This window comes from Brucella anthropi ATCC 49188, from assembly GCF_000017405.1.
GTDB classification, from domain to species: Bacteria; Pseudomonadota; Alphaproteobacteria; order Rhizobiales; family Rhizobiaceae; genus Brucella; species Brucella anthropi.
Map to the genome: position 1 here is coordinate 1,060,926 of NC_009667.1, position 21,575 is coordinate 1,082,500.

Genomic DNA, 21,575 nt, shown 5'->3' on the forward strand with positions numbered 1-21,575 from the left:
TCAAATATCAACGCCCCGGCTTGCCGGGGCGTTTTTTATTCCGATCTTGCGTTTCTCGCTTGATTTTAAACCGCAAACCTTTCCAATGCGCGCGTCATATTTTGAATCCGAAATTCGCGTAACGCCGTTTGCTGGGCATCACGATTTTCGGGTTTCTACGAAACCGCATCCATCGAGGCACATATGTCCGCGTCTGTTTCTCCGCTCGCTCCCAAACACTACCCCACAATGCCGGTCGTCCATGGCGTGCGCATCGCTACCGCTGCTGCCGGGATCAAGTATAAGGGGCGAACGGATGTGATGTTGATGGTGTTCGACCGACCGGCTGAAGCCGCAGGGGTCTTTACACGTTCGCTCTGCCCATCGGCGCCGGTCGATTTTTGCCGCCGCAATCTCGTGTACGGAAAGGCCCGCGCGGTCGTCGTCAATTCCGGCAACGCCAATGCCTTTACCGGCGTCAAGGGTCGTGAAGCGACCGAAGCAACGGCTGAAGCTGCCGCCAAGGCGGTCGGGTGCGCCACAACAGATGTCTTTCTGGCTTCAACCGGCGTGATCGGCGAACCGCTCGATGCAAGCAAATTCGCGCATCTGCTCGGCGACATGAACAAGGATGCGGTCGAGGATTTCTGGACCGAAGCCGCCAAGGCGATCATGACCACCGATACCTATCCGAAGGTCGCGACCGAAACGGTGCTGCTCGGTCAGGTGCCGGTCACGATCAACGGTATTGCCAAGGGCGCGGGCATGATCGCGCCGGATATGGCGACGATGCTTTCCTTCGTTGTTACCGATGCACCGATCAAGGCTGACGTGTTGCAGAGCCTGCTCTCCAAGGGTGTTGGCTCTACCTTCAATGCTGTGACGGTAGACAGCGACACGTCTACATCGGACACGCTGATGCTGTTCGCCACTGGTGCGGCGGCAGAGCGCGGTGCACCTGAAATCACTGATCCTGCCGACAAGCGCCTTGGCGAATTCAAGAAGGCGCTCGGTCGCCTCCTGAAATCGCTGGCGCTGCAGGTCGTGCGCGACGGTGAGGGCGCACGCAAAATGGTGGAAGTGGAAGTGACGGGCGCAAAATCCGCAGCCTCTGCCAAGAAGATCGCGCTTTCCATCGCCAATTCGCCGCTGGTCAAGACGGCTGTTGCCGGTGAAGACGCCAATTGGGGCCGCGTGGTCATGGCCGTAGGCAAGGCTGGTGAACCTGCCGATCGTGACCTGCTCGCGATCTGGTTCGGCGATATTCGTGTTGCGCATCAAGGCGAGCGCGATCCGGCCTATTCGGAAGCAGCGACGTCCACCTATATGCAGGGCGAGGATATTCGCATTCGCGTCGATCTGGGGATAGGCAAGGGCAAGGCAACTGTCTGGACCTGCGACCTCACAAAGGAATATGTCGCCATCAATGGCGATTACAGAAGTTGATCGAAGTAATGGAAAAGCCCAGCACCCCAAGTCTTGCCATCGTTCGCCAGCTTGAAGCCGTCGGCTTCCGTGCCTGGCCTGCCACGTCGGTTCACTATGACGGCACATGGGCGATACGCATGACTGCAGCGCATCCATCCCGGCGTCTCAACTCGATCAATCCGCTCGATCCCGGCGACACGCGCGATATTCCAACACGTGTGGAACTGGCGGCGCAGCGCTTTCGCGCCTATGGCCGTGTTCCCTGTTTCAGGCTTTCGCCGCTCGCACCGCGCGAGCTTGAGGATTATCTTGAAGGGCTTGGCTGGAAGCGCCGGGACGAAACCATCGTGATGACGGCGAATCTCGAGGAACTCGATTTGTCGGACGCCATCGACCAGATACCCCTGAAGGATATTGGGCGCTTCGTGGATGCCTCGCTTTCCATCCATGAAAGACCGGAGGATATGCGGCCCGGATTTTCCGAACTTCTAAATAGCGTTCGCCCGAACAAGGGCATGTTCGTGCTGGAGGAGGGCGGACGCGCCGTATCCAACCTGCTTTGCGTACAGGATGGCGTGATGGCGGGTCTATTCGATGTCGGAACCCTGCGCGACGCAAGGCGCAAGGGGCATGGACATGCGATTGTCGGTTCTGCACTCAAATGGGCCGTAAAGCTCGGTGCAAAGACGGCATGGCTGCAGATCGAGGCGGACAACGTTGCTGGACTTGCTCTTTACGAGAGCTTCGGCTTTCGGGAAGCCTATCGCTATGCCTATCGGGAGAGCAACGAGAAATGACCGAGGTAAAGGGACGCCGCATTCTTCTGGTCGCTGCTTGCGCACTGGTGGATTCGGATGGCCGGGTTCTGCTGACGCAGCGCCCGGAAGGCAAGCAGCTGGCCGGGCTGTGGGAGTTTCCCGGTGGCAAAGTGGAACCGGGCGAAACGCCGGAAGAAACGCTGATCCGCGAAATGCAGGAAGAAGTCGGCATCACGACGAAAGCGGCCTGCCTTGCACCGCTGACTTTTGCGAGCCACACCTATGATGACTTCCACCTGCTGATGCCGCTCTATGTCTGCCGCCGTTATGAAGGTATCGCGCGGGGGCTCGAAGGGCAGGCGCTGAAATGGGTTCGTCCGAAGGATATGCGCGACTATCCGATGCCGCCAGCCGACGAACCGCTGATCCCGTTTCTGCTTGATCTGCTGTAGACCGGCCCCTGTCCACAACCGTGGAAAAAGGTTGGCAATTTCTTACGATTCCACTGGCTGGTTAATCTATGATTCACTCCGTTGAGGCATTCTCGTTTGGGAGCTGCCCCGGAGTCTTGAAGCATGAGTTTCGACAACAATTATTTTAGCGCTGATCACAACGAATATACGGCCAAGCCGCTAACGAAGGCTGGTCGCGGAATCCTGCGCGTTGTGCTGTTGTTCGGCTCTGCCGTTGTCGCTCTGGCTCTCATCATTGTGCCGGTTCTCAACGATCAGGCAAACAAGGTTGCAGCCCAGTCAGTACTCCCGGTCGGGATAGACCGCACCATGACCGGCTCGATCAAGCGCGATGCCAGCGCCCAGCCGCATGCAACAGGCCAGACGTATACAGTGCGCAAGAGCGTGCTTCAGCCGAGCCCCAATTCCGTCTGCATCATCGAGACAAACGGCAGCCACCACGGCGACTGTTAGCTGTCTTTCGCAGCCTTTTTTAGCGCTTCTGCCAGCGATGCTTTTGCAGAGCCCGGTTTCAATGGTTTTTGCTGCGATTCATGCGGCGCCCAGCCTGATAGCCAGATGATCGAGAAAGTGGCGCGGATGCGTCCATCCGGATCGGAGAACCGCTCGGCATAGATTTCAGCGGCTCGCAGGAACAGGCGTTTCGAAACCGGCTTGCGGGAACGGTCGCGCAGGATGTTCTGCATGCCCATGGCGCGCAGATCGGCCATCAGGTTGAACAGCGAATCGTAGCGCACCGTGATGTTGTCGACGTCGGTTACGGGCAGGGCGAAACCTGCACGTTGCAGAAGGCCGCCCACATCGCGCACGTCCGGGAACGGGAAAATGCGCGGCGAGGCGCCGCCTGTCAGTTCGATTTCCGCCTGAAGAAGACTTTCGCGCAATTCACCGAGTGTTCCGCTGCCGCTAAGGGCCGCCAGAAAAAGTCCGTCCGGCTTCAGGGCGCGGGCGATCTGCACCATCGTACCCGGTGTATCATTGGTCGCGTGAAGAGCCATTAGCGACACGATCAGATCGGTGCTGCCAGCTTTCAGCGGCAGCATTTCCTCGTCACCGACAATAGCCGGGAAAGGACCTCGCAGAAAATCACTGTCGCGTTCGATGCGGACAATCAGGTCGGCTTTGCCAGACTGCGCGATGGCTGCTGCAGCTACGCCGGTATGGCCAGCGAGATCGACGGCGACGGGAAAACGCCGCTCCACAGCGTCGAGACGATCAGCGAGATCGTCGGCAATGCGCTGCAACAGGAAATCCGCGCCGGGTTCGGCGCGCGCAAAGGCGCGACGGCGAAACGAGAGCAGGAGATCGCGATCGAAAATCGCGCTATCATCGGTCGGCGCAGGCATGGAATCCGTCTTCTCTTTCGAGCAAGGTTCAGTACAATCGTTGCGGGGATAGATGCATTCGAATGGGGGCGAATGCAATGGCGGATGACGATAGAACGCATCAAACCTTTTTGCGCAGCGCGGGCGAAGGGCTGCGGCGGTTTGCCGGCAGGGCTTTTCGCTCCTCTGCGGACATGTTGTTTCCGCCGACATGTATCGGCTGCCGGGCGCATGTATCCGAACCGGGGACACTGTGTCCGAAATGCTGGCCGGAGCTACGCTTTATAGAAAGGCCTTATTGCCCCGTGCTGGGCATTCCTTTCAGCCATGATTTCGGCGACAACTTCACGAGTGCGGAGGCGATTGCCGATCCACCACCTTTCCGGCGTCTCCGGTCCGCCGTCCTGCATCGGGGCGCAGCGCAGCGCATGGCGGTTTCGCTCAAGTTTCACGACCGGACCGATCTGGCCCCGTGGATGGCGCGCTGGATGCAACGCGCGGGTCGCGAATTGCTGGATGAATGCGAGGTCATTCTTCCGGTGCCTCTGCATCGCTGGCGGTTCTGGCAGCGGCGTTTCAACCAGTCGGCGGAACTTGCCCGCGCCCTGGCGAAACTGGAATCGAAACCCTTTGCGCCGCAAGGTGTGAAGCGTGTGCGTCGGACCGAACAGCAGATCGGCCTTGGTATCAAGGAGCGAAAGCGCAATGTGGACGGTGCGTTCCGCGTGCCGCAGGAACACGAGATTCATGTGCGCGGGCGACGGGTTCTGCTCATCGATGACGTCTATACGACCGGCGCTACGGTCAAGGCGGTAACGCGGGCATTGCTGCGCGGCGGCGCGAAAAGCGTGGATGTGCTGACGTTCAGCCGCGTTCTACCGGATTGAGCCGGATAACTGGCTACACAGGCTCGTGAAAAGCGTCGGGGCTTCCAGATAACGTCTTTGCCGCTTATATAGTGGCCAAAACGATTGGAGTTTATGATGGTTGATGTAACGATCTACACGCGTGTCGGTTGCCCTTATTGCACCCGGGCCAAGGATCTTCTGACCCGCAAGGGCGTTGCGTATAATGAAATCGATGCAGGCGCATCGCCGGAACTGCGCGCCGAAATGCAGCAACGTTCGGGCCGTAACACCTTCCCGCAGATATTCGTCGGCTCCGTTCATGTCGGCGGATGTGATGATCTTTTAGAGCTGGAAGATCAGGGCAAGCTGGATGGCCTGCTCAAGACTGGCGAACTGGTTTAGAATTCGATCGGACAGGGAGAGGTCGATGAGCATGTTCCGCGCAGCAGCCGTCCAGATGCGGTCTGGCACAGACGTGGCCCGCAATATTGAAGCCATGGAAAAACTGGTCGCGGAAGCGGCGGTCAAAGGTGCGCAATATGTGCAGACGCCGGAAGTGACCGGGATCATGCAGCGTGACCGGCCATTGCTCGCACAGTCATTGCGCGATGAGGCCAACGATCCTGTCATGGCTGCTGCGGCGAAGCTCGCCTCGAAACATGGTATCTTCCTTCATATAGGCTCGACCCTGATCAAGGGCGATGACGGAAGATCCTATAATCGCGGCGCGATCTTTGCACCGTCGGGCGAGAAGGTCTCGACCTACGATAAAATCCATATGTTCGATGTCGATCTCGACAATGGTGAGAGCTGGCGCGAATCGGATGCCTGTATTCCGGGCAAGGAAACTGTCGTTGTCGACCTGCCTTTCGCAAAGTTCGGCATGGCTGTCTGTTACGACATCCGCTTTCCGCAATTGTTCCGCGCTCAGGCTCTCGCCGGTGCCAATGTGATTACCGGTCCGGCCGCCTTCACGAGACAGACAGGAGAGGCCCACTGGCACATCTTGCAGCGTGCGCGTGCTATCGAAAATGGTGCATTCCTGATCTCTGCCGCACAGGGCGGTCTGCATGAGGACGGCCGCGAAACCTACGGTCATTCGATCATCGTCTCACCATGGGGCAAGATTCTCGCCGAAGCCGATCACGACGAGCCGGGCGTCATCCTGGCTGATATCGACGTGGCGGAAAGCGCTGCTGCACGCGGCAAGATACCGAACCTGAAGAATGCGCGGGAGTTCGATGTCCGGACTTTTTCCGCGAAGCAGAAAGAGGACGCGTAAATTCCATGATCCGCTTTTCGCTTCATTGCGATCAGGGCCATGAATTCGAGGGCTGGTTTCGCGACAATGCTGATTTCGACCGTCAGTCGGAAATGCAGCTTGTCGCTTGCCCCGTGTGCAATTCGCAAGTCGTTCAGAAGTCGCTGATGGCGCCGGCGGTCTCGACAAGCCGTGGCAAGGAAAAGATTGCCATGGCGCTGGGCGATACGCAAAAGCAGATATTGGACGAAATGCGGGAACTGAGCCGCAAGGTTCGCGAGAATGCGGATTATGTCGGCGACAAATTTGTCGAGGAAGCCCGGAAGATCCATTTCGGCGAGACCGAAACACGTGGTATCTACGGCGAAGCGTCGCGCGAGGATGTGCATTCGCTGCTCGAAGACGGTGTCGACGTTCTGCCGTTGCCGGTATTTCCAGAAGACAAGAACTGATTGCCGTACAGGAGACAAGGCGCATGAAACTGACGGATTCTGCGCCTTTTTTGCTGATCGCAACCGGCACCTTGCTGGGCCTCATCCTGCCACTCGGCAAGATCGCTGCGCAGGCTGGTATTCCGCCTGCCATCTGGACCTTTTTGTTCTCGGCGAGTGCCGGAATCATTCTGTTCGCCGTTCTTCTTCTGCAGGGAAAGAAGATCGGCTTTTCAGGCGGAAGACTGCGTTACTATATCTGTACCGCGCTTATCTCCTATGCCGTGCCCAATCTCCTCATTCTTTCCGCCATTCCGCGCCTTGGCGCGGGGTTTACCGGCATCATGTACACGCTGTCGCCGGTCATCACGCTTGTTCTGTCGATGGGGTTCGGGTTGCGGCGTCCCAATGCACTTGGGATCGGCGGTATCGCTGCCGGGTTTATCGGTGCAGTGATGGTGGCAATGACGCGCGGCGAAGTGGGAAAACCTGCTGATCCATTGTGGATCGCCGCGGCATTGCTCATTCCGGTGTTTCTCGCCATCGGCAATGTCTATCGCACGCTCGACTGGCCGAAGAACTCCGATCCGATCGAGCTTGCTGCCGGAAGCCATCTCGCATCGGCGCTGATGCTTTCTGCGGGGATACTCATATTCACCGGCCAGTTTTCGATCGAGACACTTGCATTCGCCCCATGGGCTGCTTTGGCCCAGTCGATTGCATCGGCGGGCATGTTTGCCCTGTTCTTCCGGCTACAGGCGGTTGGCGGGCCGGTCTATCTTAGCCAGATCGGCTATGTCGCAGCCGCACTGGGGCTTATTTCGGGAACACTTTTTCTCGGCGAACATTATCCGCCGCTGACTTGGGTCGGTGCGCTGGTCATTTGCGCAGGCGTTGCCATGACAACGCGCGCGCAAAGAGGTTGAGATCAGGCGGGGCGTTCGGCAAGCACCATATAGTTCACATCGGTGTCGCGGGAGCGGCTCCAGCTGTCGGCCAGCGGATTATAGGTCACACCAAGCTTGTCGATGAGGCGCAGGCCGCCTTTCGCAAGTGCAGCTTCCAGTTCTTCCGGGCGAACCAGCTTTTCATATTGATGCGTGCCGCGCGGCAGCCAGCGCAGGACATATTCCGCGCCGATGATCGCCAGACCGTAAGCCTTCAGCGTGCGGTTGATCGTGGCGACGAACATCAGTCCACCGGGCTTCACCATTTCGCTGGTCGCGGACATGAACAGGTCCACATCGGCAACGTGTTCGACCACTTCCATGTTGAGCACGACATCGAATTTTTCACCGGCTTCGGCCAGCGCTTCCGCTGTCGTGGCGCGGTAGTCGATATCGAGACCGCTTTGTGCGGCATGGATTTTCGCCACTTCGATATTGGTCGTGGAGGCATCCGCTCCGATCACTGTTGCGCCAAGGCGCGCCATCGGCTCGCAGAGAAGCCCGCCGCCGCAGCCGATATCGAGCAGGCGCAGACCGTCGAAGGGGCGCGGCGCATTGGGATCACGGTTGAATTTGGCGCAGATCTTTTCCTTGATATAGGCAAGCCGCGTCGGATTGAATTTATGCAAGGGACGGAACTTGCCCTGCGGATTCCACCATTCCGCGGCAATGCGCGAAAAATGCTCGATTTCCGAAGCGTCGATGGTGGTGCGGGCGGTCTCGGTCATTTCATTCTCCAGCGGCGGAAGCGTACAGTTCTGCTCTCAAGGTAGTACTCCAAAGTCAAGGAACAAATCAATTTCGCTCTCAAGCGGCCCGATACGAATCGCGGCCTTGCGGAAGCGCGGCATTTTAGCTATGTGACCCCGGGTTTGCCTGTCGCAACAATATAATGTTTGGGCAGGTGTGAGTGTAATTTTTCTAAACAGCGGGACGTAACCTTAAATGGCGCGCATCGTGATGAAATTCGGCGGCACTTCGGTAGCCGATCTGGAACGCATCTATAATGTGGCGCGCCACGTCAAACGCGAGGTCGAGGCAGGCAATCAGGTTGCTGTTGTCGTTTCGGCCATGTCCGGCAAGACCAACGAGCTGGTCGGCTGGGTGCAGAACATGCCGAAAGTATGCGGCGCAAGCTCGCCTTTCTATGATGCCCGCGAGTATGACACCATCGTCGCTTCCGGCGAGCAGGTGACGAGCGGCCTTCTGGCGATTGCGCTTCAATCCATAGGCGTTGATGCGCGTTCGTGGCAGGGCTGGCAGATTCCGATCAAGACCGACAACGCCCATGGCGCTGCCCGTATTCAGGACATCGACGGTTCGGAAATCATCCGCCGCATGGAAATGGGTCAGGTTGCCGTCGTTGCCGGGTTCCAGGGCATCGGCCCTGACAACCGTGTGGCGACGCTTGGGCGTGGCGGTTCTGATACGTCTGCTGTCGCCATTGCTGCCGGTGTGAAGGCGGATCGCTGCGATATCTATACAGATGTCGATGGCGTCTACACCACCGACCCCCGCGTAGAGCCGAAGGCGAAGCGTCTTTCGAAGATTTCCTTCGAGGAAATGCTGGAAATGGCATCGCTTGGTGCCAAGGTTCTGCAGGTGCGTTCGGTCGAACTCGCCATGGTGCACAAGGTGCGCACTTTCGTGCGCTCGAGCTTTACGGACCCAGATGCGCCGGGCATGGGTGATCCGATCAACCCGCCCGGAACCCTTATTTGCGACGAGGATGAAATCGTGGAACAGCAGGTCGTCACAGGTATCGCCTTTGCGAAGGATGAAGCTCAGATTTCGCTGCGGCGCGTGGCCGACCGGCCGGGCGTTTCGGCAGCCATTTTCGGGCCACTCGCCGAAGAGCACATCAATGTCGACATGATCGTGCAGAACGTGTCGGAAGACGGCTCCAAGACCGACATGACCTTCACCATTCCGACCGGCGATGTCGACAAGGCGCTGAAGGTGCTGGACAAGGTCAAGGGCGAGATCGGCTTTGACAATATCCAATCAGAAACCGGCCTTGCCAAGATTTCGGTGATCGGCATCGGTATGCGCAGCCATGCAGGCGTTGCCGCCACTGCCTTCAAGGCACTGGCCGAAAAGGGCATCAATATCCGCGCCATCACAACGTCTGAAATCAAGATTTCGATCCTGATTGACGGCCCTTATGCGGAACTGGCCGTGCGCACACTGCACGCGGTCTATGGCCTCGACAAGTAAGCAGCCAGCTCAGATTCTATTTTCAAACATAGTTGTATGCAGGGCCGCGCAGCCGAAAGGGTGCGCGGCCCTGCAACATTTTGCGAGCAGCGACTATTTGTTCTGGACGCGGGTGTCAAAAATGCTCACAAAGGGATTGGCGTAACGCTTCGCGGGCGGGTATTGGGAATCGGCTGGCGGAACGCACGTCAGCAATTTTGAAGGAGCCCCCGACGATCATGCGTGAGCTGACAACCGGTCCCCGCGTACTGCTAAAGCGGTTGCGCGAATTGATGGCAGAGCCGCTGGAACCGCAGGCGCGCCTCGACCGGATCGTTCGTGAAATCGCCCAGAATATGGTCGCGGAAGTCTGCTCCTTCTATATATTGCGCGCTGACGGCGTCCTTGAGCTTTACGCTACCGAAGGTCTCAATCCGCAGGCAGTCCACCTTGCCCAGCTTCGTCTCGGTCAGGGGCTGGTCGGCACGATTGCCGCAAGCGCCCGTCCCCTCAATCTGACCGATGCGCAAAGCCATCCAGCTTTTGCCTATCTGCCGGAAACGGGCGAAGAAGCCTATAATTCCTTCCTCGGCGTTCCCGTTCTACGCGCTGGCCGCACTTTGGGCGTTCTTGTCGTCCAGAACAAGACCAAGCGGGCATATCGGGAAGACGAGGTCGAAGCACTTGAAACCACCGCTATGGTCCTTGCCGAAATCATCGCGACCGGCGACGGTCTGCGTCTGGCCCGTCCGGGCATAGAGCTTGATCTCGGTCGCCCGATGAGTGTGACAGGACAGGCTTTCAACGACGGTATCGGCCTTGGCCATGTGGTGCTGCATGAGCCGCGCATCGTCGTCACCAATCTTTTCAACGAGGATAGCCAGGCCGAGCTGAACCGGCTGGATGAAGCGCTTGGCAGCCTGCGCATATCCATCGACGACATGCTTTCGCGCCGCGATGTGGCGGTGGAGGGCGAGCATCGCGAAGTGCTCGAAGCCTATCGCATGTTTGCGCATGATCGCGGCTGGGTGCGTCGTCTGGAAGAAGCCATTCACAACGGTCTGACTGCCGAGGCGGCAGTCGAAAAGGTGCAGAGCGACACGCGTGCGCGCATGGTGCATCTGACCGACCCCTATATGCGCGAGCGCCTGTCGGATTTTGACGATCTCGCGAACCGTTTGCTGCGCCAGCTCATGGGACGCGACATCAAGACCATCGCCGAATCGCTGGTCAAGGATGCCATCATCGTCGCGCGTTCCATGGGGGCTGCCGAACTTCTGGATTATCCGCGCGAGCGCTTGCGCGGTGTTGTTCTGGAGGACGGCGCCGCCACGAGCCACGTCGTGATCGTCGCCCGTGCAATGGGCATTCCGGTGGTCGGCCAGGCCAAGGGCATTGTATCCATGGCCGAAAACAACGATGCGGCAATCGTTGACGGCGATGAAGGCATCATGCATCTGCGCCCGCAGTCCGATCTGGAAACGGCTTATGCCGAAAAGGTTCGGTTCCGGGCGCGGCGTCAGGCCCATTATCGGGAATTGCGGGACAAGCCATCCGTCACGAAGGACGGCGTCGATATCTCGCTTCTGATGAATGCCGGGCTTCTCGTCGATCTGCCGCAATTGTCGGCTTCGGGTGCGGCGGGGATCGGTCTGTTTCGCACCGAACTTCAGTTTATGGTGGCTTCGACATTCCCGCGTGCCGAGCAGCAGGAACGTCTTTATCGCTCGGTCATCGAGGCGGCAGGCGACAAGCCGGTGACTTTCCGGACGCTTGATATCGGTGGAGACAAGGTTCTCCCTTACTTCAGTTCGACCGTGCAGGAAGAAAATCCGGCGCTCGGCTGGCGCGCGATCCGCCTGACGCTCGACCGTCCGGGGCTGTTGCGCACCCAGCTACGGGCGCTTCTGAAAGCGGCGGGCGGACGCGAGTTGAAAATCCTGCTGCCGATGATCACGGAAGTCAGTGAAGTGAAGGCCGCGCGCGAGATCATTGATCGTGAAGTCCGTCATTTGTCGCGGTTCGCTCATCAGTTGCCCATGGGGTTGAAACTGGGAGCGATGATCGAGGTACCGTCGCTGCTGTGGCAGCTTGAGGAGCTGATGTCGCTTGTCGATTTCATCTCCGTCGGGTCCAACGATCTGTTCCAGTTCCTGATGGCGACGGATCGCGGCAACTCGCTGATGTCGGGTCGCTTCGATCAGCTTTCGCCTGCATTCCTGCGGGCGTTGCGCTTCATCGTGGAAACCGGCAATCGCCACGGTAAATCGGTTACCCTGTGCGGTGAAATGGCCAGCAGGCCGCTTCCAGCCATGGCGCTGGTAGGCATCGGTTTTCGGTCGATCTCCATGTCGGCGGCGGCAATCGGCCCGGTCAAGGCCATGCTTGATGCGCTGGACGCAAGCAAGCTTACGGCCTTGCTGGCGGAAGAGCTGGATAAGCCGAACAGTGCGCATTCGCTGCGCGAAATGCTGATGAGATTTGCGGAAGACAACGATATTCCGTTATAGCGAAGCAGATCTAGAGCATTTCCAGCAAAAGTGCGAAGCGGTTTTGCGTCGGATAATGCGACAAAACAAATAGTTGGAGCATTTCCAACGGTTCAAAAAAATAGGAAATGCTCTAACTGACTGAACGGCCGCGGTGCAGGATTGTGCGGCGTCTCGTTTTGCATTCTTGCACGCCGCTGATAATTTTTAGGACATGACATGATCGCATTGCCGCAGGACCGGATGGACCAGCTTTTGAAGCGGTTCTCAATGATCGAAAGCCAGATGGCCAACAATCCGGATTCGGAAACCTATGTGAAGCTCGCATCGGAATATTCCGAGCTGCAGGAGGTGGTTGGCAAGATTCGCGAACTGACCGACTCCCGCAAGGAAGCTGTCGATCTGGCGGCCATGCGTGACGATGCCTCCACAGATGCAGAGATGCGTGCACTGGCGCTGGAAGAGCTGCCGGGCGTGGAAAAGCGGATTGAGGGACTGGAGCAGGAAGTCCAGATTCTGCTGCTGCCGAAGGACGCTGCCGACGAGAAGAATGCCATTCTCGAAATTCGTGCGGGTACGGGCGGTCTGGAGGCGGCACTGTTCGCCGGTGACCTGTTCCGCATGTATGAGCGCTATGCTGCCGAAAAAGGCTGGCGGGTCGAGCTGGTCTCGGCCAGCGAAGGCGATGCCGGTGGTTACAAGGAAATCATCGCCACCGTTTCCGGCAAGGGTGTGTTCTCCAAGCTCAAGTTCGAATCGGGCGTGCACCGCGTGCAGCGTGTGCCTGAAACGGAAGCCGGCGGACGCATCCATACATCGGCGGCAACCGTCGCGGTTTTGCCTGAAGCCGAGGATATCGACATTGAGATCCGTAATGAGGATATCCGCATCGATACGATGCGGGCATCGGGCGCCGGTGGCCAGCACGTGAACACGACCGATTCGGCGGTTCGCATTACGCACATCCCGACCGGTATCATGGTCGTTCAGGCTGAAAAATCCCAGCACCAGAACCGCGCACGCGCGATGCAGATTCTCCGTGCACGCCTTTACGACATGGAACGCCAGAAGGCAGACACCGAACGTTCTGAATCACGTCGCAGCCAGGTCGGTTCGGGCGATCGCTCCGAGCGTATCCGCACTTATAATTTCCCGCAGGGACGCGTCACCGATCATCGCATCAACCTGACGCTCTACAAGCTCGACCGGGTTATGGAAGGTGATCTGGACGAACTGGTCGATGCGCTGATTTCCGATCACCAGACCGCACTTCTGACGGAACTGGGGCATTAGAGCGCGTTTCGATCTGATTCGAGCAGATTGGCCAGATCGGCGCTCTAGATATTTGTTTTGAACCGCGCATCTTTTCCGAAAATCGTTTCACACTTTTCGGGATGCGCTCTAAGGGTGAGCGAAATGCGTCTCGACCGCCTGATGGCTGATGCACGGACGAGGCTTCGTGCGGCAGAACTGGATACGCCAGACCTCGATGCACGGCTTCTGGTCGAATGGGCAACCGGCAAGACGCGGCTCGATCTGATATCCGCACCTGAGCAATTGGTTGATTCTGCGGTAATCGAGACGCTTTCCGATGCGCTGGACCGCCGTGAAAAGGGTGAGCCGGTTCACCGGATCATGGGTGTTCGCGAGTTCTTCGGCCTGCCTTTCCGGCTCTCCGCTGCTACGCTTGAACCGCGTCCCGATACGGAAGTGCTGGTGGAGCTGGTCATTCCGGCGCTGGAAGCGCTTGCGGTGCAGAAAAACACGCTTGAACTCCTCGATATGGGGACGGGAACGGGCGCGATCATCATCTCGCTTCTGCATCGCTTCGAGCGCACACACGGCATTGGTCTCGACATGGCGGAGGGGGCGCTTGCAATGGCGCGAATCAATGCTGTCGCCAATGGTGTGGGTGACCGGTTCGCAGCGCTCAAAAGCGACTGGTTTGAAAATGTGAGCGGGCGGTTTCATCTTATCGTCTCAAACCCGCCCTATATTCCGCATGAAGACATTGCGGGACTGTCGCGCGAAGTGCGCGAGCATGACCCATTGGCTGCGCTCGACGGCGGGTCTGATGGACTGAATTTCTACAGAGCCCTTGCACAGAAGGCAGCAGATCACCTATATAAACAAGGAATGGTTGCCGTAGAGATCGGCGCCGGACAATTCCAGGATGTTGAAGCGCTGTTCGAAAGCGCAGGTTTTTCCCTCGCAGGACATGCGAGTGACCTTGGCGGCCACAGAAGGGCCATGCTTTTCGCGTACAAATCAAATACGTAATTTTGATGCGGCGAACCGCTAAAAAACACTTGGAATTTGCGGCGAAGCCGTTTAGTTTCCGGCCACCGTATACAGCCAGAATGGTTTTGCCCGCTGATGGGCGGTGGCGGAAATGCTCCATGACGATTTTTGGTCATGCTCCCCGAAGGTTCTTTGGGGATGGCTTGTGCGGAAGTACACGACTTTCAAGCATAATCTCGAAGAGCAGAGCTTTTCGGAATGGTTATGCATTAATGCAACCGCGGAGTTTCGGTGACCCATAGAGGTACCTAACTCAGGAGCAGTCGATTTGTGGGAAGTTTTTAGGGCGTACTTCCTCCATGGCTCGATAGCGTGAAACCGGCAGCTTTTTGGCTGTGGAGTTTCTACGCCCTTTAATCTGAAAAGAGATGAATATGAGGCCAGCACAGCAGAACAGGCGCATGCGCGGACGGGGGAATAACAATAATAACAACAACAACCGCAAGGGCCCCAATCCTCTGTCGCGCAATTACGAAAGCAATGGCCCGGATGTGAAGATCCGCGGCAATGCGCAACATATTGCAGAAAAATACTCGGCACTTGCGCGGGACGCACAGGCATCTGGCGATCGCGTGATGGCAGAAAATTATCTTCAGCACGCTGAACATTACAACCGCATCATCATGGCGGCCATGGCGCAGAATCCGGTGCCATTCCAGCGCGAGGAAACCTTCGACGATGACGGTGCGGATGATGAGGAAGCAGGTTTCACGCCTGTCGCAGCACAGCCACAGCCCGTCAACGGTTCCGGCCCGCAGCCGGTTATCGAGGGCACGCCTGCCGAGGTCGTTTATGGCGAAGATGGTGGCGAGCCGGTAAAGTCCGGTGAAGGTCGCCAGCAGCCGCGCGAGCGCGACAACCGCGATCGTCGTCTGGGTCGTGGCCGCCGTCCGCAGCGTGAGCGCTTCAACGCTGACGAGCGTTCTGACGAACAGCCGCAGGAAAAACAGGCTCAGCCGGTGGCTGAAGAAGCTCCGGCTGCAGCCGTGGTCGAGCAGGCAGCACCAGTGGCCGCCGAGGCCGCTCCTGTTGCCGATGCATCTTCTGCGGATGAGGCCGCGCCACGTCGCGCCACGCGCCGTCCTGGTCGTCCGCGCCGCGCCGCCAAGGATAGCGGTGATGAGACGCCGGTAACGGAATCTGCGGATTCCGACGCCTGATCGTCCCTGTGTATCAAGTTAAAAATGGCGCGGTTTCCGCGCCATTTTTATTTGGTTCTTCACGTGTCTGTAACCCTTGCCGAAACCCGGCCATCGTCCCATATGCTGTCTTGGAAAGAAGTCCGCCCAGTGTGGGGGCTTCGTCACCATACATCTTCTGGTGCCGCTTGATGGGCCGGAAGGCAAAGGAGACATCATGAATATCGAAAAATATACGGAACGCGTCCGGGGCTTTATCCAGTCTGCACAGACTTTCGCGCTGTCGTCCGGCAACCAGCAATTCACACCCGAACATGTGTTGAAGGTTCTCGTCGATGATGACGAAGGACTTGCCTCGTCCCTGATCGAACGCGCGGGCGGGCGCATTGCCGATGTGCGCATCGGCTTGCAGAGTGCGCTCGAAAAGCTGCCCAAAGTGTCGGGTGGCAACGATCAGCTTTATTTATCGCAGCCGCTTGCCAAGGTCTTCTCGCTTGCCGAGGAGCTTGCCAGCAAGGCCGGTGACAGTTTCGTCACCGTCGAGCGCCTTCTGATGGCGCTGGCGATGGAAAAATCCGCAAAGACGTCTGAAATTCTTTCCGCTGCCGGTGTGACCCCGACGGCGCTCAACAAGGTCATAAAAGATATGCGCAAAGGCCGCACCGCCGATTCGGCGTCCGCTGAAAGCAATTATGATGCGTTGAAGAAATATGCCCGCGATCTGACCGAGGATGCGCGTGCAGGCAAGCTTGATCCGGTGATCGGTCGCGACGAGGAAATCCGCCGCACGATTCAGGTTCTGTCGCGCCGCACCAAGAACAATCCGGTTCTGATCGGCGAGCCGGGCGTCGGCAAGACCGCAATCGCGGAAGGTCTGGCGCTTCGCATCGTCAATGGCGATGTGCCCGAATCCTTGAAGGACAAGCAGTTGATGGCGCTCGATATGGGCGCGCTGATTGCCGGTGCCAAATATCGCGGTGAGTTCGAAGAGCGTCTGAAAGCAGTACTTTCGGAAGTGCAGACGGCTGCCGGCCAGATCATCCTCTTCATCGATGAAATGCATACGCTTGTCGGTGCAGGCAAGTCTGATGGCGCGATGGATGCATCGAACCTTTTGAAGCCTGCTCTTGCACGCGGTGAATTGCACTGCGTTGGCGCGACGACGCTGGAAGAATACCGCAAATATGTCGAGAAGGACGCAGCGCTTGCCCGTCGTTTTCAGCCGGTATTCGTTGATGAACCGACCGTCGAGGACACGATTTCGATCCTGCGTGGCCTGAAGGAAAAATACGAGCAGCATCACAAGGTGCGTGTTTCGGATTCGGCTCTGGTTGCTGCGGCAACCTTGTCGAACCGTTATATCACCGACCGTTTCCTGCCCGATAAGGCCATTGATCTTGTCGATGAGGCGGCATCGCGCCTGCGCATGCAGGTTGATTCCAAGCCGGAAGAGCTGGATGAAATCGACCGTCGCATCATGCAGCTGAAGATCGAGCGCGAAGCGCTGAAGGTTGAAACCGATGCTGCTTCCAAGGATCGTTTCCAGCGCCTCGAAAAGGAGCTGACCGATCTGGAAGAAGAATCGGCGGAACTGACGTCGAAATGGCAGTCTGAAAAGCAGAAGCTCGGACTTGCTGCTGATCTCAAGCGCCAGCTTGAAGAGGCACGCAATGCCCTCGCCATTGCACAGCGAAGCGGTGAATTCCAGAAAGCGGGCGAACTGGCCTATGGCAAGATTCCGCAGCTGGAGAAGCAGCTTGTCGAAGCCGAAAGCCATGAAAACAAGGGCTCTCTGCTTGAAGAGACTGTTACGCCCGACCACGTGGCACAGATTATCTCACGCTGGACCGGTATTCCGGTTGACCGGATGCTGGAAGGCGAGCGTGAGAAGCTGTTGCGCATGGAAGACGAACTTGCGAAGCGGGTCATCGGGCAGGGCGAAGCTGTCCAGGCCATCTCGAAGGCGGTTCGCCGTGCGCGCGCCGGGCTTCAGGACCCTAACCGGCCTATCGGCTCGTTCATCTTCCTCGGCCCAACCGGTGTCGGTAAGACGGAGCTGACCAAGGCGCTCGCCGCGTTCCTCTTCCAGGACGACACGGCCATGGTTCGTATCGACATGTCGGAATTCATGGAAAAGCATTCCGTGAGCCGGTTGATCGGCGCACCTCCCGGCTATGTCGGCTATGAAGAAGGCGGCGTTCTGACGGAAGCCGTTCGGCGCAGGCCCTATCAGGTGATCCTGTTCGACGAGATCGAAAAGGCGCATCCGGATGTGTTCAACGTGCTGTTGCAGGTGCTGGACGACGGACGCCTGACCGACGGACAGGGCCGCACGGTCGATTTCCGCAATACGGTCATCATCATGACCTCGAACCTCGGTGCTGAATATCTCGTCAATCTTGGCGAGAAGGACGATGTCGAGTCGGTTCGTGAGGAAGTAATGGGCGTGGTGCGGGCTGCCTTCCGTCCGGAATTTCTGAACCGTGTCGATGAAATCATCCTGTTCCACCGGCTGCGCCGTGAAGACATGGGTGCGATTGTCGATATCCAGATGCAGCGTCTCCAGATGCTTCTGACCGATCGCAAGATCGTGCTGCAGCTGGAAGAAGATGCACGCGAATGGCTGGCCAACAAGGGTTACGACCCGGCCTATGGTGCACGTCCGTTGAAGCGCGTCATTCAGAAAGAAGTTCAGGATCCGCTCGCCGAGCGCATCCTACTGGGCGACATTCTGGATGGTTCCATCGTCAAGATTACCGCCGGTTCGGACAGGCTCAATTTCCATCCGATTCGTGGTGCGCTTGAGGATGAAGGCCAGAAGATCGACGAGAACGCCTGAACGTTCAAGAGTTGAGGTCATTGGGCGCCGCAACCGGATAGGTTGCGGCGCCATTTTCATGTCTGGCGTGACAAGTTTTCCAGCTTTCCTTCGATGTTGGCCATTTTCATGTCCAGTTCATCTGGCATCTGCTTTATCAGCTAATCAGTTGTTAACCATATTCGCGGCATCCATGGTCTCTCGATCACCCAGGGCATTCTTCATGGCGCATTACACACGCATGCTTCGTTTCGCTTTGTTTGCTTCCGTCGCGGTAACTGCCGTCAACGGTACAGCGCGCGCGGGGGAAGGCAGTTCTGCAGTGGCTACCGAACGCCCGGTACAGCTTGCACAGCTTTATGATCCGGGTGAAGAAATCTATCATGATCGCCGGGTACGGGTCTTTATCGACCAGTATGGCCGCCGCGTTACCATGGATCGTCGCGGGCGTATTCTCAGTGTCGAGGACGCCAATAATTATGACCCGAACGCTTATGACCGTCGGGTTCGCCGCGCACCGCAGCCAGACGACAATTGGACGCTCGATGGTCCAGTCGACGGTGGGGCTCCCTATGACGGTTTCGGCAACGTGCCCGAAGATCCGAACTATTACCCGGACGCTCCGGCAGCACCGCAATATGGCGGCAACCGTGATGGACAGGTGCAACGGTCGGAACTGCCTCCGGCAGGCGATCAATATCCTGACAATACAAGCACCAATTCAGCCAGTGCCAATCCCGGTTATGATGGCCAGCAGGATTATGGCCAGCCGGGTTATGAACAACCAAGGGGTGTTCCCAATCCGAGCGACATGGCTCCGGCAATCGAAATGCCGAAAGGGCAGGGTGCAAAGGAAAAGATCGCAGCCTATCAGATTCTGCTCGACCGCGCCGGTGCATCGCCCGGCGTCATCGACGGTCGTTCGGGCAGCAATGTCGACAAGGCGGCTGCCGCCTATGGCGAGCTGACCGGAAAATCGATCAATCCGACAGACGAAGCGGCGGTCAATGCGGAACTTGAAGCCACAGGTGGCCCAGCCTTCACCGAATACACCATCACCAACGAAGACGTGGGACGGCAATACGTTGCTTCCATCCCGGAAGATTACGCCCACAAGGCGCAGCTTCCGGCGATGGCGTATACCTCGGTCACCGAAATGCTCGGTGAAAAATTTCATATAGACGAGACCTATCTGAAAGAGATCAATCCCGGCGTAAACTTCAATCAGCCGGGTTCGATCGTAAAGATTCCGAACCTCGGCAAGCCTGTCCGGACCAAGGTGGCCCGCATCATCGCCGACAAGGGACGCAAGCAGGTTCGTGGCTATGACGAAGCCGGCAAGCTGGTCGTTGCCTATCCCTCGACCATTGGTTCGTCGGACAATCCGTCACCTTCCGGCGTTGTTCAGGTCGAGCGTATCGCGATCAACCCGAACTACACCTACAATCCGAAGATCAACTTCAAGCAGGGCAATAATGATAAGGTGCTGACCATTCCGCCTGGGCCAAACGGGCCGGTGGGAACAGTCTGGATCGCGCTTTCCAAGCCGACCTACGGCATTCACGGTACGCCCGAGCCATCGAGAATCGGCAAGACGTCAAGCCATGGCTGTGTGCGATTGACCAATTGGGATGCGGAAGAGCTGGCAAAACTGGTGAAAGCTGGCGTAACGGTCGAGTTTACCGAGTAAGCATTCCAGCGAATTCAAAGAGAAAGGCCGGGGCGTTTCCCCCGGCCTTTCTTTTTATCAGCTCTTCGTTGATCCGTTCGAGGCAAGCTTGGTGCCGTTGTCATCACTGTTCAACAGAGTGTCGATGCGATCCCGTTCCTGCTTGAAGGCTTCGAGCTCCTTGCCCGAAAGCGCCTTGTTATCCGGCAGACGAATGCGCAGCGGATCGACCTTGGTGCCGTTCACGATCATTTCGTAGTGAAGATGAGGACCGGTCGAAAGACCCGTCGATCCGACATAACCGATCACCTGTCCCTGCCGCACACGCGCACCGGCGGTAACGCCGCGGGCGATGGCGTTCTGGTGGCTGTAGCTGCTCACATAACCATTGGCATGACGAATCAGGGTCTGGTTGCCATAGCCATTGGTCCAGCCTGCCTTTTCCACGACGCCATTACCGGAAGCGATGATCGGCGTGCCGCGCGGTGCGGCCCAGTCCACGCCGGTATGCATGCGGCTATAGCCAAGGATCGGGTGGCGGCGCATGCCGAACGGTGAGCGGAAGACACCATTGGGAACCGGATTGCGGAGCAGGAACTGTTTCGCGCTTTTGCCGTCGCCGTTGAAGTAGTCGACGCTCCCGTCCGGAGCCTGATAGCGATAGAATTTTCGGGTCGTGCCGCCGAAATTGGCCGAAACATAAAGAAGCTGCGAATCGGCTTCCGGTTTGTCGGGATCGTCCGGCAGCGAGAAGAATGCGTCGATCTGGTCACTCGGCGCAAGCCGTGACTGCAGGTCAACATCGCTTGCGAGCATCTTGACGAGCTGTTCGCGCATCGTCTCCGACATGCCATAAGCGAGCGCGGCCCGGCTGATCCCGTCATAAACACTCGGCAGATTGCCCCGAATGGCCGTCGGCAGGGCATTACCATCAAACGCCGTCTGCAGAAGCGGGGTCTGTTCCGGTTCGTCGGACGGAATATATTGTCCCCTGTCGTTGAGGGCGACCGTCACCAGATGCGTGGTGCGATTATAGATGCTGGCGCGCACGATACGGTCCGTGCCATCCTGCGTCTCGGTGCCGACACGCAAAACGCTGCCTTCCTTGAGGCGCGGCGAGTTCATCAGCTTGGCAAGCGAGTCGGCCATGTTTTCGGCATCGTCGCCGGTATAACCGGCGTCTTCGAGCGCCTGCTTGATATCGGCTGTCTGGCGGAAAGGAATCAGTTCTTCCGAAAAGCCTTCGCCAACCGTCTCGTCATCGCCGCGCTGTGCGACACTGACATTCTCCTGTGTAATCTTCACGCCAAGCGCTGGGCCAAGCGCGAAAGGCGAGTCCGTGCCGCCGAAACGAGCAGGATCGACATAGTGGAGCGATGCAACCTGCACGTCGCCGTCGGTCAGAAGACCACCGGTATCCCGCACAACCTTCTCGACCTCATCCACTGTCAGGTCGCTGGATGCATCGAATGTTGTGCTGTTCATCGGAAAATCGACAACACGCAGACTGACT

General features: G+C 57.9%; 19 protein-coding genes (1 of these 19 only partly in view). 16 read left to right on the top strand and 3 right to left on the bottom strand.

What is annotated here, in order from left to right:
- Nucleotides 1-183: 183 nt before the first annotated feature.
- The 4 genes from argJ to OANT_RS05290 all read left to right on the top strand — a co-directional run bounded on the left by argJ (nt 184) and on the right by OANT_RS05290 (nt 3,091).
- The gene (gene argJ / locus OANT_RS05275) at nt 184-1,425 is read left to right on the top strand and encodes a bifunctional glutamate N-acetyltransferase/amino-acid acetyltransferase ArgJ (RefSeq protein ID WP_012091197.1); all 1,242 of its coding nucleotides are present in this window, start codon (nt 184-186) and stop codon (nt 1,423-1,425) included.
- An 8-nt stretch (nt 1,426-1,433) separates the two neighbouring features.
- Nucleotides 1,434-2,204, top strand: a complete 771-nt coding sequence (locus tag OANT_RS05280; protein WP_010657504.1) for a GNAT family N-acetyltransferase — start codon at nt 1,434-1,436, stop codon at nt 2,202-2,204.
- The gene (mutT, locus tag OANT_RS05285) at nt 2,201-2,617 is read left to right on the top strand and encodes an 8-oxo-dGTP diphosphatase MutT (protein ID WP_012091198.1); all 417 of its coding nucleotides are present in this window, start codon (nt 2,201-2,203) and stop codon (nt 2,615-2,617) included. Before OANT_RS05280 ends, mutT begins: the two co-directional genes overlap by 4 nt.
- A gap of 123 nt (nt 2,618-2,740) precedes the next feature.
- Complete coding sequence (locus tag OANT_RS05290; RefSeq protein ID WP_010657502.1) at nt 2,741-3,091, top strand: hypothetical protein; 351 nt, start codon at nt 2,741-2,743, stop codon at nt 3,089-3,091.
- Here OANT_RS05290 and OANT_RS05295 read toward each other — a convergent pair.
- Nucleotides 3,088-3,984 carry a methyltransferase domain-containing protein gene (locus OANT_RS05295; RefSeq protein ID WP_012091199.1) on the bottom strand — a complete coding sequence of 299 codons (897 nt, stop codon included), beginning with the start codon at nt 3,982-3,984 and terminating at the stop codon, nt 3,088-3,090. The genes OANT_RS05290 and OANT_RS05295 overlap by 4 nt on opposite strands.
- 77 nt (nt 3,985-4,061) lie before the next feature.
- On the opposite strand from OANT_RS05295, the gene OANT_RS05300 reads away from it, so the two are divergent.
- The 5 genes from OANT_RS05300 (at nt 4,062) to OANT_RS05320 (ending at nt 7,429) form a co-directional block, all read left to right on the top strand.
- Nucleotides 4,062-4,850 carry a ComF family protein gene (locus OANT_RS05300; protein WP_012091200.1) on the top strand — a complete coding sequence of 263 codons (789 nt, stop codon included), beginning with the start codon at nt 4,062-4,064 and terminating at the stop codon, nt 4,848-4,850.
- A gap of 96 nt (nt 4,851-4,946) precedes the next feature.
- Nucleotides 4,947-5,213: a glutaredoxin 3 gene (gene grxC, locus OANT_RS05305; RefSeq protein WP_012091201.1), complete on the top strand. Its 267-nt coding sequence runs from the start codon at nt 4,947-4,949 to the stop codon at nt 5,211-5,213.
- 25 nt (nt 5,214-5,238) lie between these two features.
- A complete protein-coding gene (locus tag OANT_RS05310; RefSeq protein WP_012091202.1) occupies nt 5,239-6,093 on the top strand; it encodes a carbon-nitrogen hydrolase family protein in 855 nt (284 codons plus the stop codon).
- Between the two features lie 5 nt (nt 6,094-6,098).
- Nucleotides 6,099-6,524 (top strand): DUF1178 family protein, encoded by a 426-nt coding sequence (locus OANT_RS05315; RefSeq protein ID WP_012091203.1) that lies wholly within the window; start codon nt 6,099-6,101, stop codon nt 6,522-6,524.
- Between the two features lie 23 nt (nt 6,525-6,547).
- On the top strand, nt 6,548-7,429 hold the full coding sequence (locus tag OANT_RS05320; RefSeq protein ID WP_012091204.1) for a DMT family transporter: 882 nt from the start codon (nt 6,548-6,550) through the stop codon (nt 7,427-7,429).
- A gap of 2 nt (nt 7,430-7,431) precedes the next feature.
- On the opposite strand, the gene ubiG is transcribed toward OANT_RS05320, so the two are convergent.
- Complete coding sequence (gene ubiG, locus OANT_RS05325; RefSeq protein ID WP_012091205.1) at nt 7,432-8,178, bottom strand: bifunctional 2-polyprenyl-6-hydroxyphenol methylase/3-demethylubiquinol 3-O-methyltransferase UbiG; 747 nt, start codon at nt 8,176-8,178, stop codon at nt 7,432-7,434.
- Nucleotides 8,179-8,395: 217 nt separating this feature from the next.
- Between ubiG and OANT_RS05330 the strand changes: the two genes are divergently transcribed.
- The 7 genes from OANT_RS05330 (at nt 8,396) to OANT_RS05360 (ending at nt 20,083) form a co-directional block, all read left to right on the top strand.
- Nucleotides 8,396-9,667: an aspartate kinase gene (locus tag OANT_RS05330; protein WP_010657494.1), complete on the top strand. Its 1,272-nt coding sequence runs from the start codon at nt 8,396-8,398 to the stop codon at nt 9,665-9,667.
- A gap of 218 nt (nt 9,668-9,885) precedes the next feature.
- Nucleotides 9,886-12,156 carry a phosphoenolpyruvate--protein phosphotransferase gene (ptsP, locus tag OANT_RS05335; RefSeq protein ID WP_012091206.1) on the top strand — a complete coding sequence of 757 codons (2,271 nt, stop codon included), beginning with the start codon at nt 9,886-9,888 and terminating at the stop codon, nt 12,154-12,156.
- A gap of 198 nt (nt 12,157-12,354) precedes the next feature.
- Nucleotides 12,355-13,428 carry a peptide chain release factor 1 gene (gene prfA / locus OANT_RS05340; RefSeq protein WP_012091207.1) on the top strand — a complete coding sequence of 358 codons (1,074 nt, stop codon included), beginning with the start codon at nt 12,355-12,357 and terminating at the stop codon, nt 13,426-13,428.
- 123 nt (nt 13,429-13,551) lie between these two features.
- Nucleotides 13,552-14,415: a peptide chain release factor N(5)-glutamine methyltransferase gene (gene prmC / locus OANT_RS05345; RefSeq protein ID WP_012091208.1), complete on the top strand. Its 864-nt coding sequence runs from the start codon at nt 13,552-13,554 to the stop codon at nt 14,413-14,415.
- Between the two features lie 395 nt (nt 14,416-14,810).
- Nucleotides 14,811-15,596, top strand: a complete 786-nt coding sequence (locus tag OANT_RS05350; RefSeq protein WP_029375796.1) for a DUF4167 domain-containing protein — start codon at nt 14,811-14,813, stop codon at nt 15,594-15,596.
- Between the two features lie 196 nt (nt 15,597-15,792).
- On the top strand, nt 15,793-18,414 hold the full coding sequence (clpB, locus tag OANT_RS05355) for an ATP-dependent chaperone ClpB (RefSeq protein WP_012091210.1): 2,622 nt from the start codon (nt 15,793-15,795) through the stop codon (nt 18,412-18,414).
- 202 nt (nt 18,415-18,616) lie between these two features.
- Nucleotides 18,617-20,083, top strand: a complete 1,467-nt coding sequence (locus tag OANT_RS05360) for a L,D-transpeptidase (protein WP_012091211.1) — start codon at nt 18,617-18,619, stop codon at nt 20,081-20,083.
- A 57-nt stretch (nt 20,084-20,140) separates the two neighbouring features.
- Here OANT_RS05360 and OANT_RS05365 read toward each other — a convergent pair whose 3' ends face one another.
- Nucleotides 20,141-21,575, bottom strand: partial view of a M23 family metallopeptidase gene (locus OANT_RS05365; protein WP_012091212.1) — the 3' portion only. Its footprint extends 521 nt past the window's final position; only the last 1,435 of its 1,956 coding nucleotides appear in the window; its start codon lies beyond the right edge, outside the window; it ends in the stop codon at nt 20,141-20,143.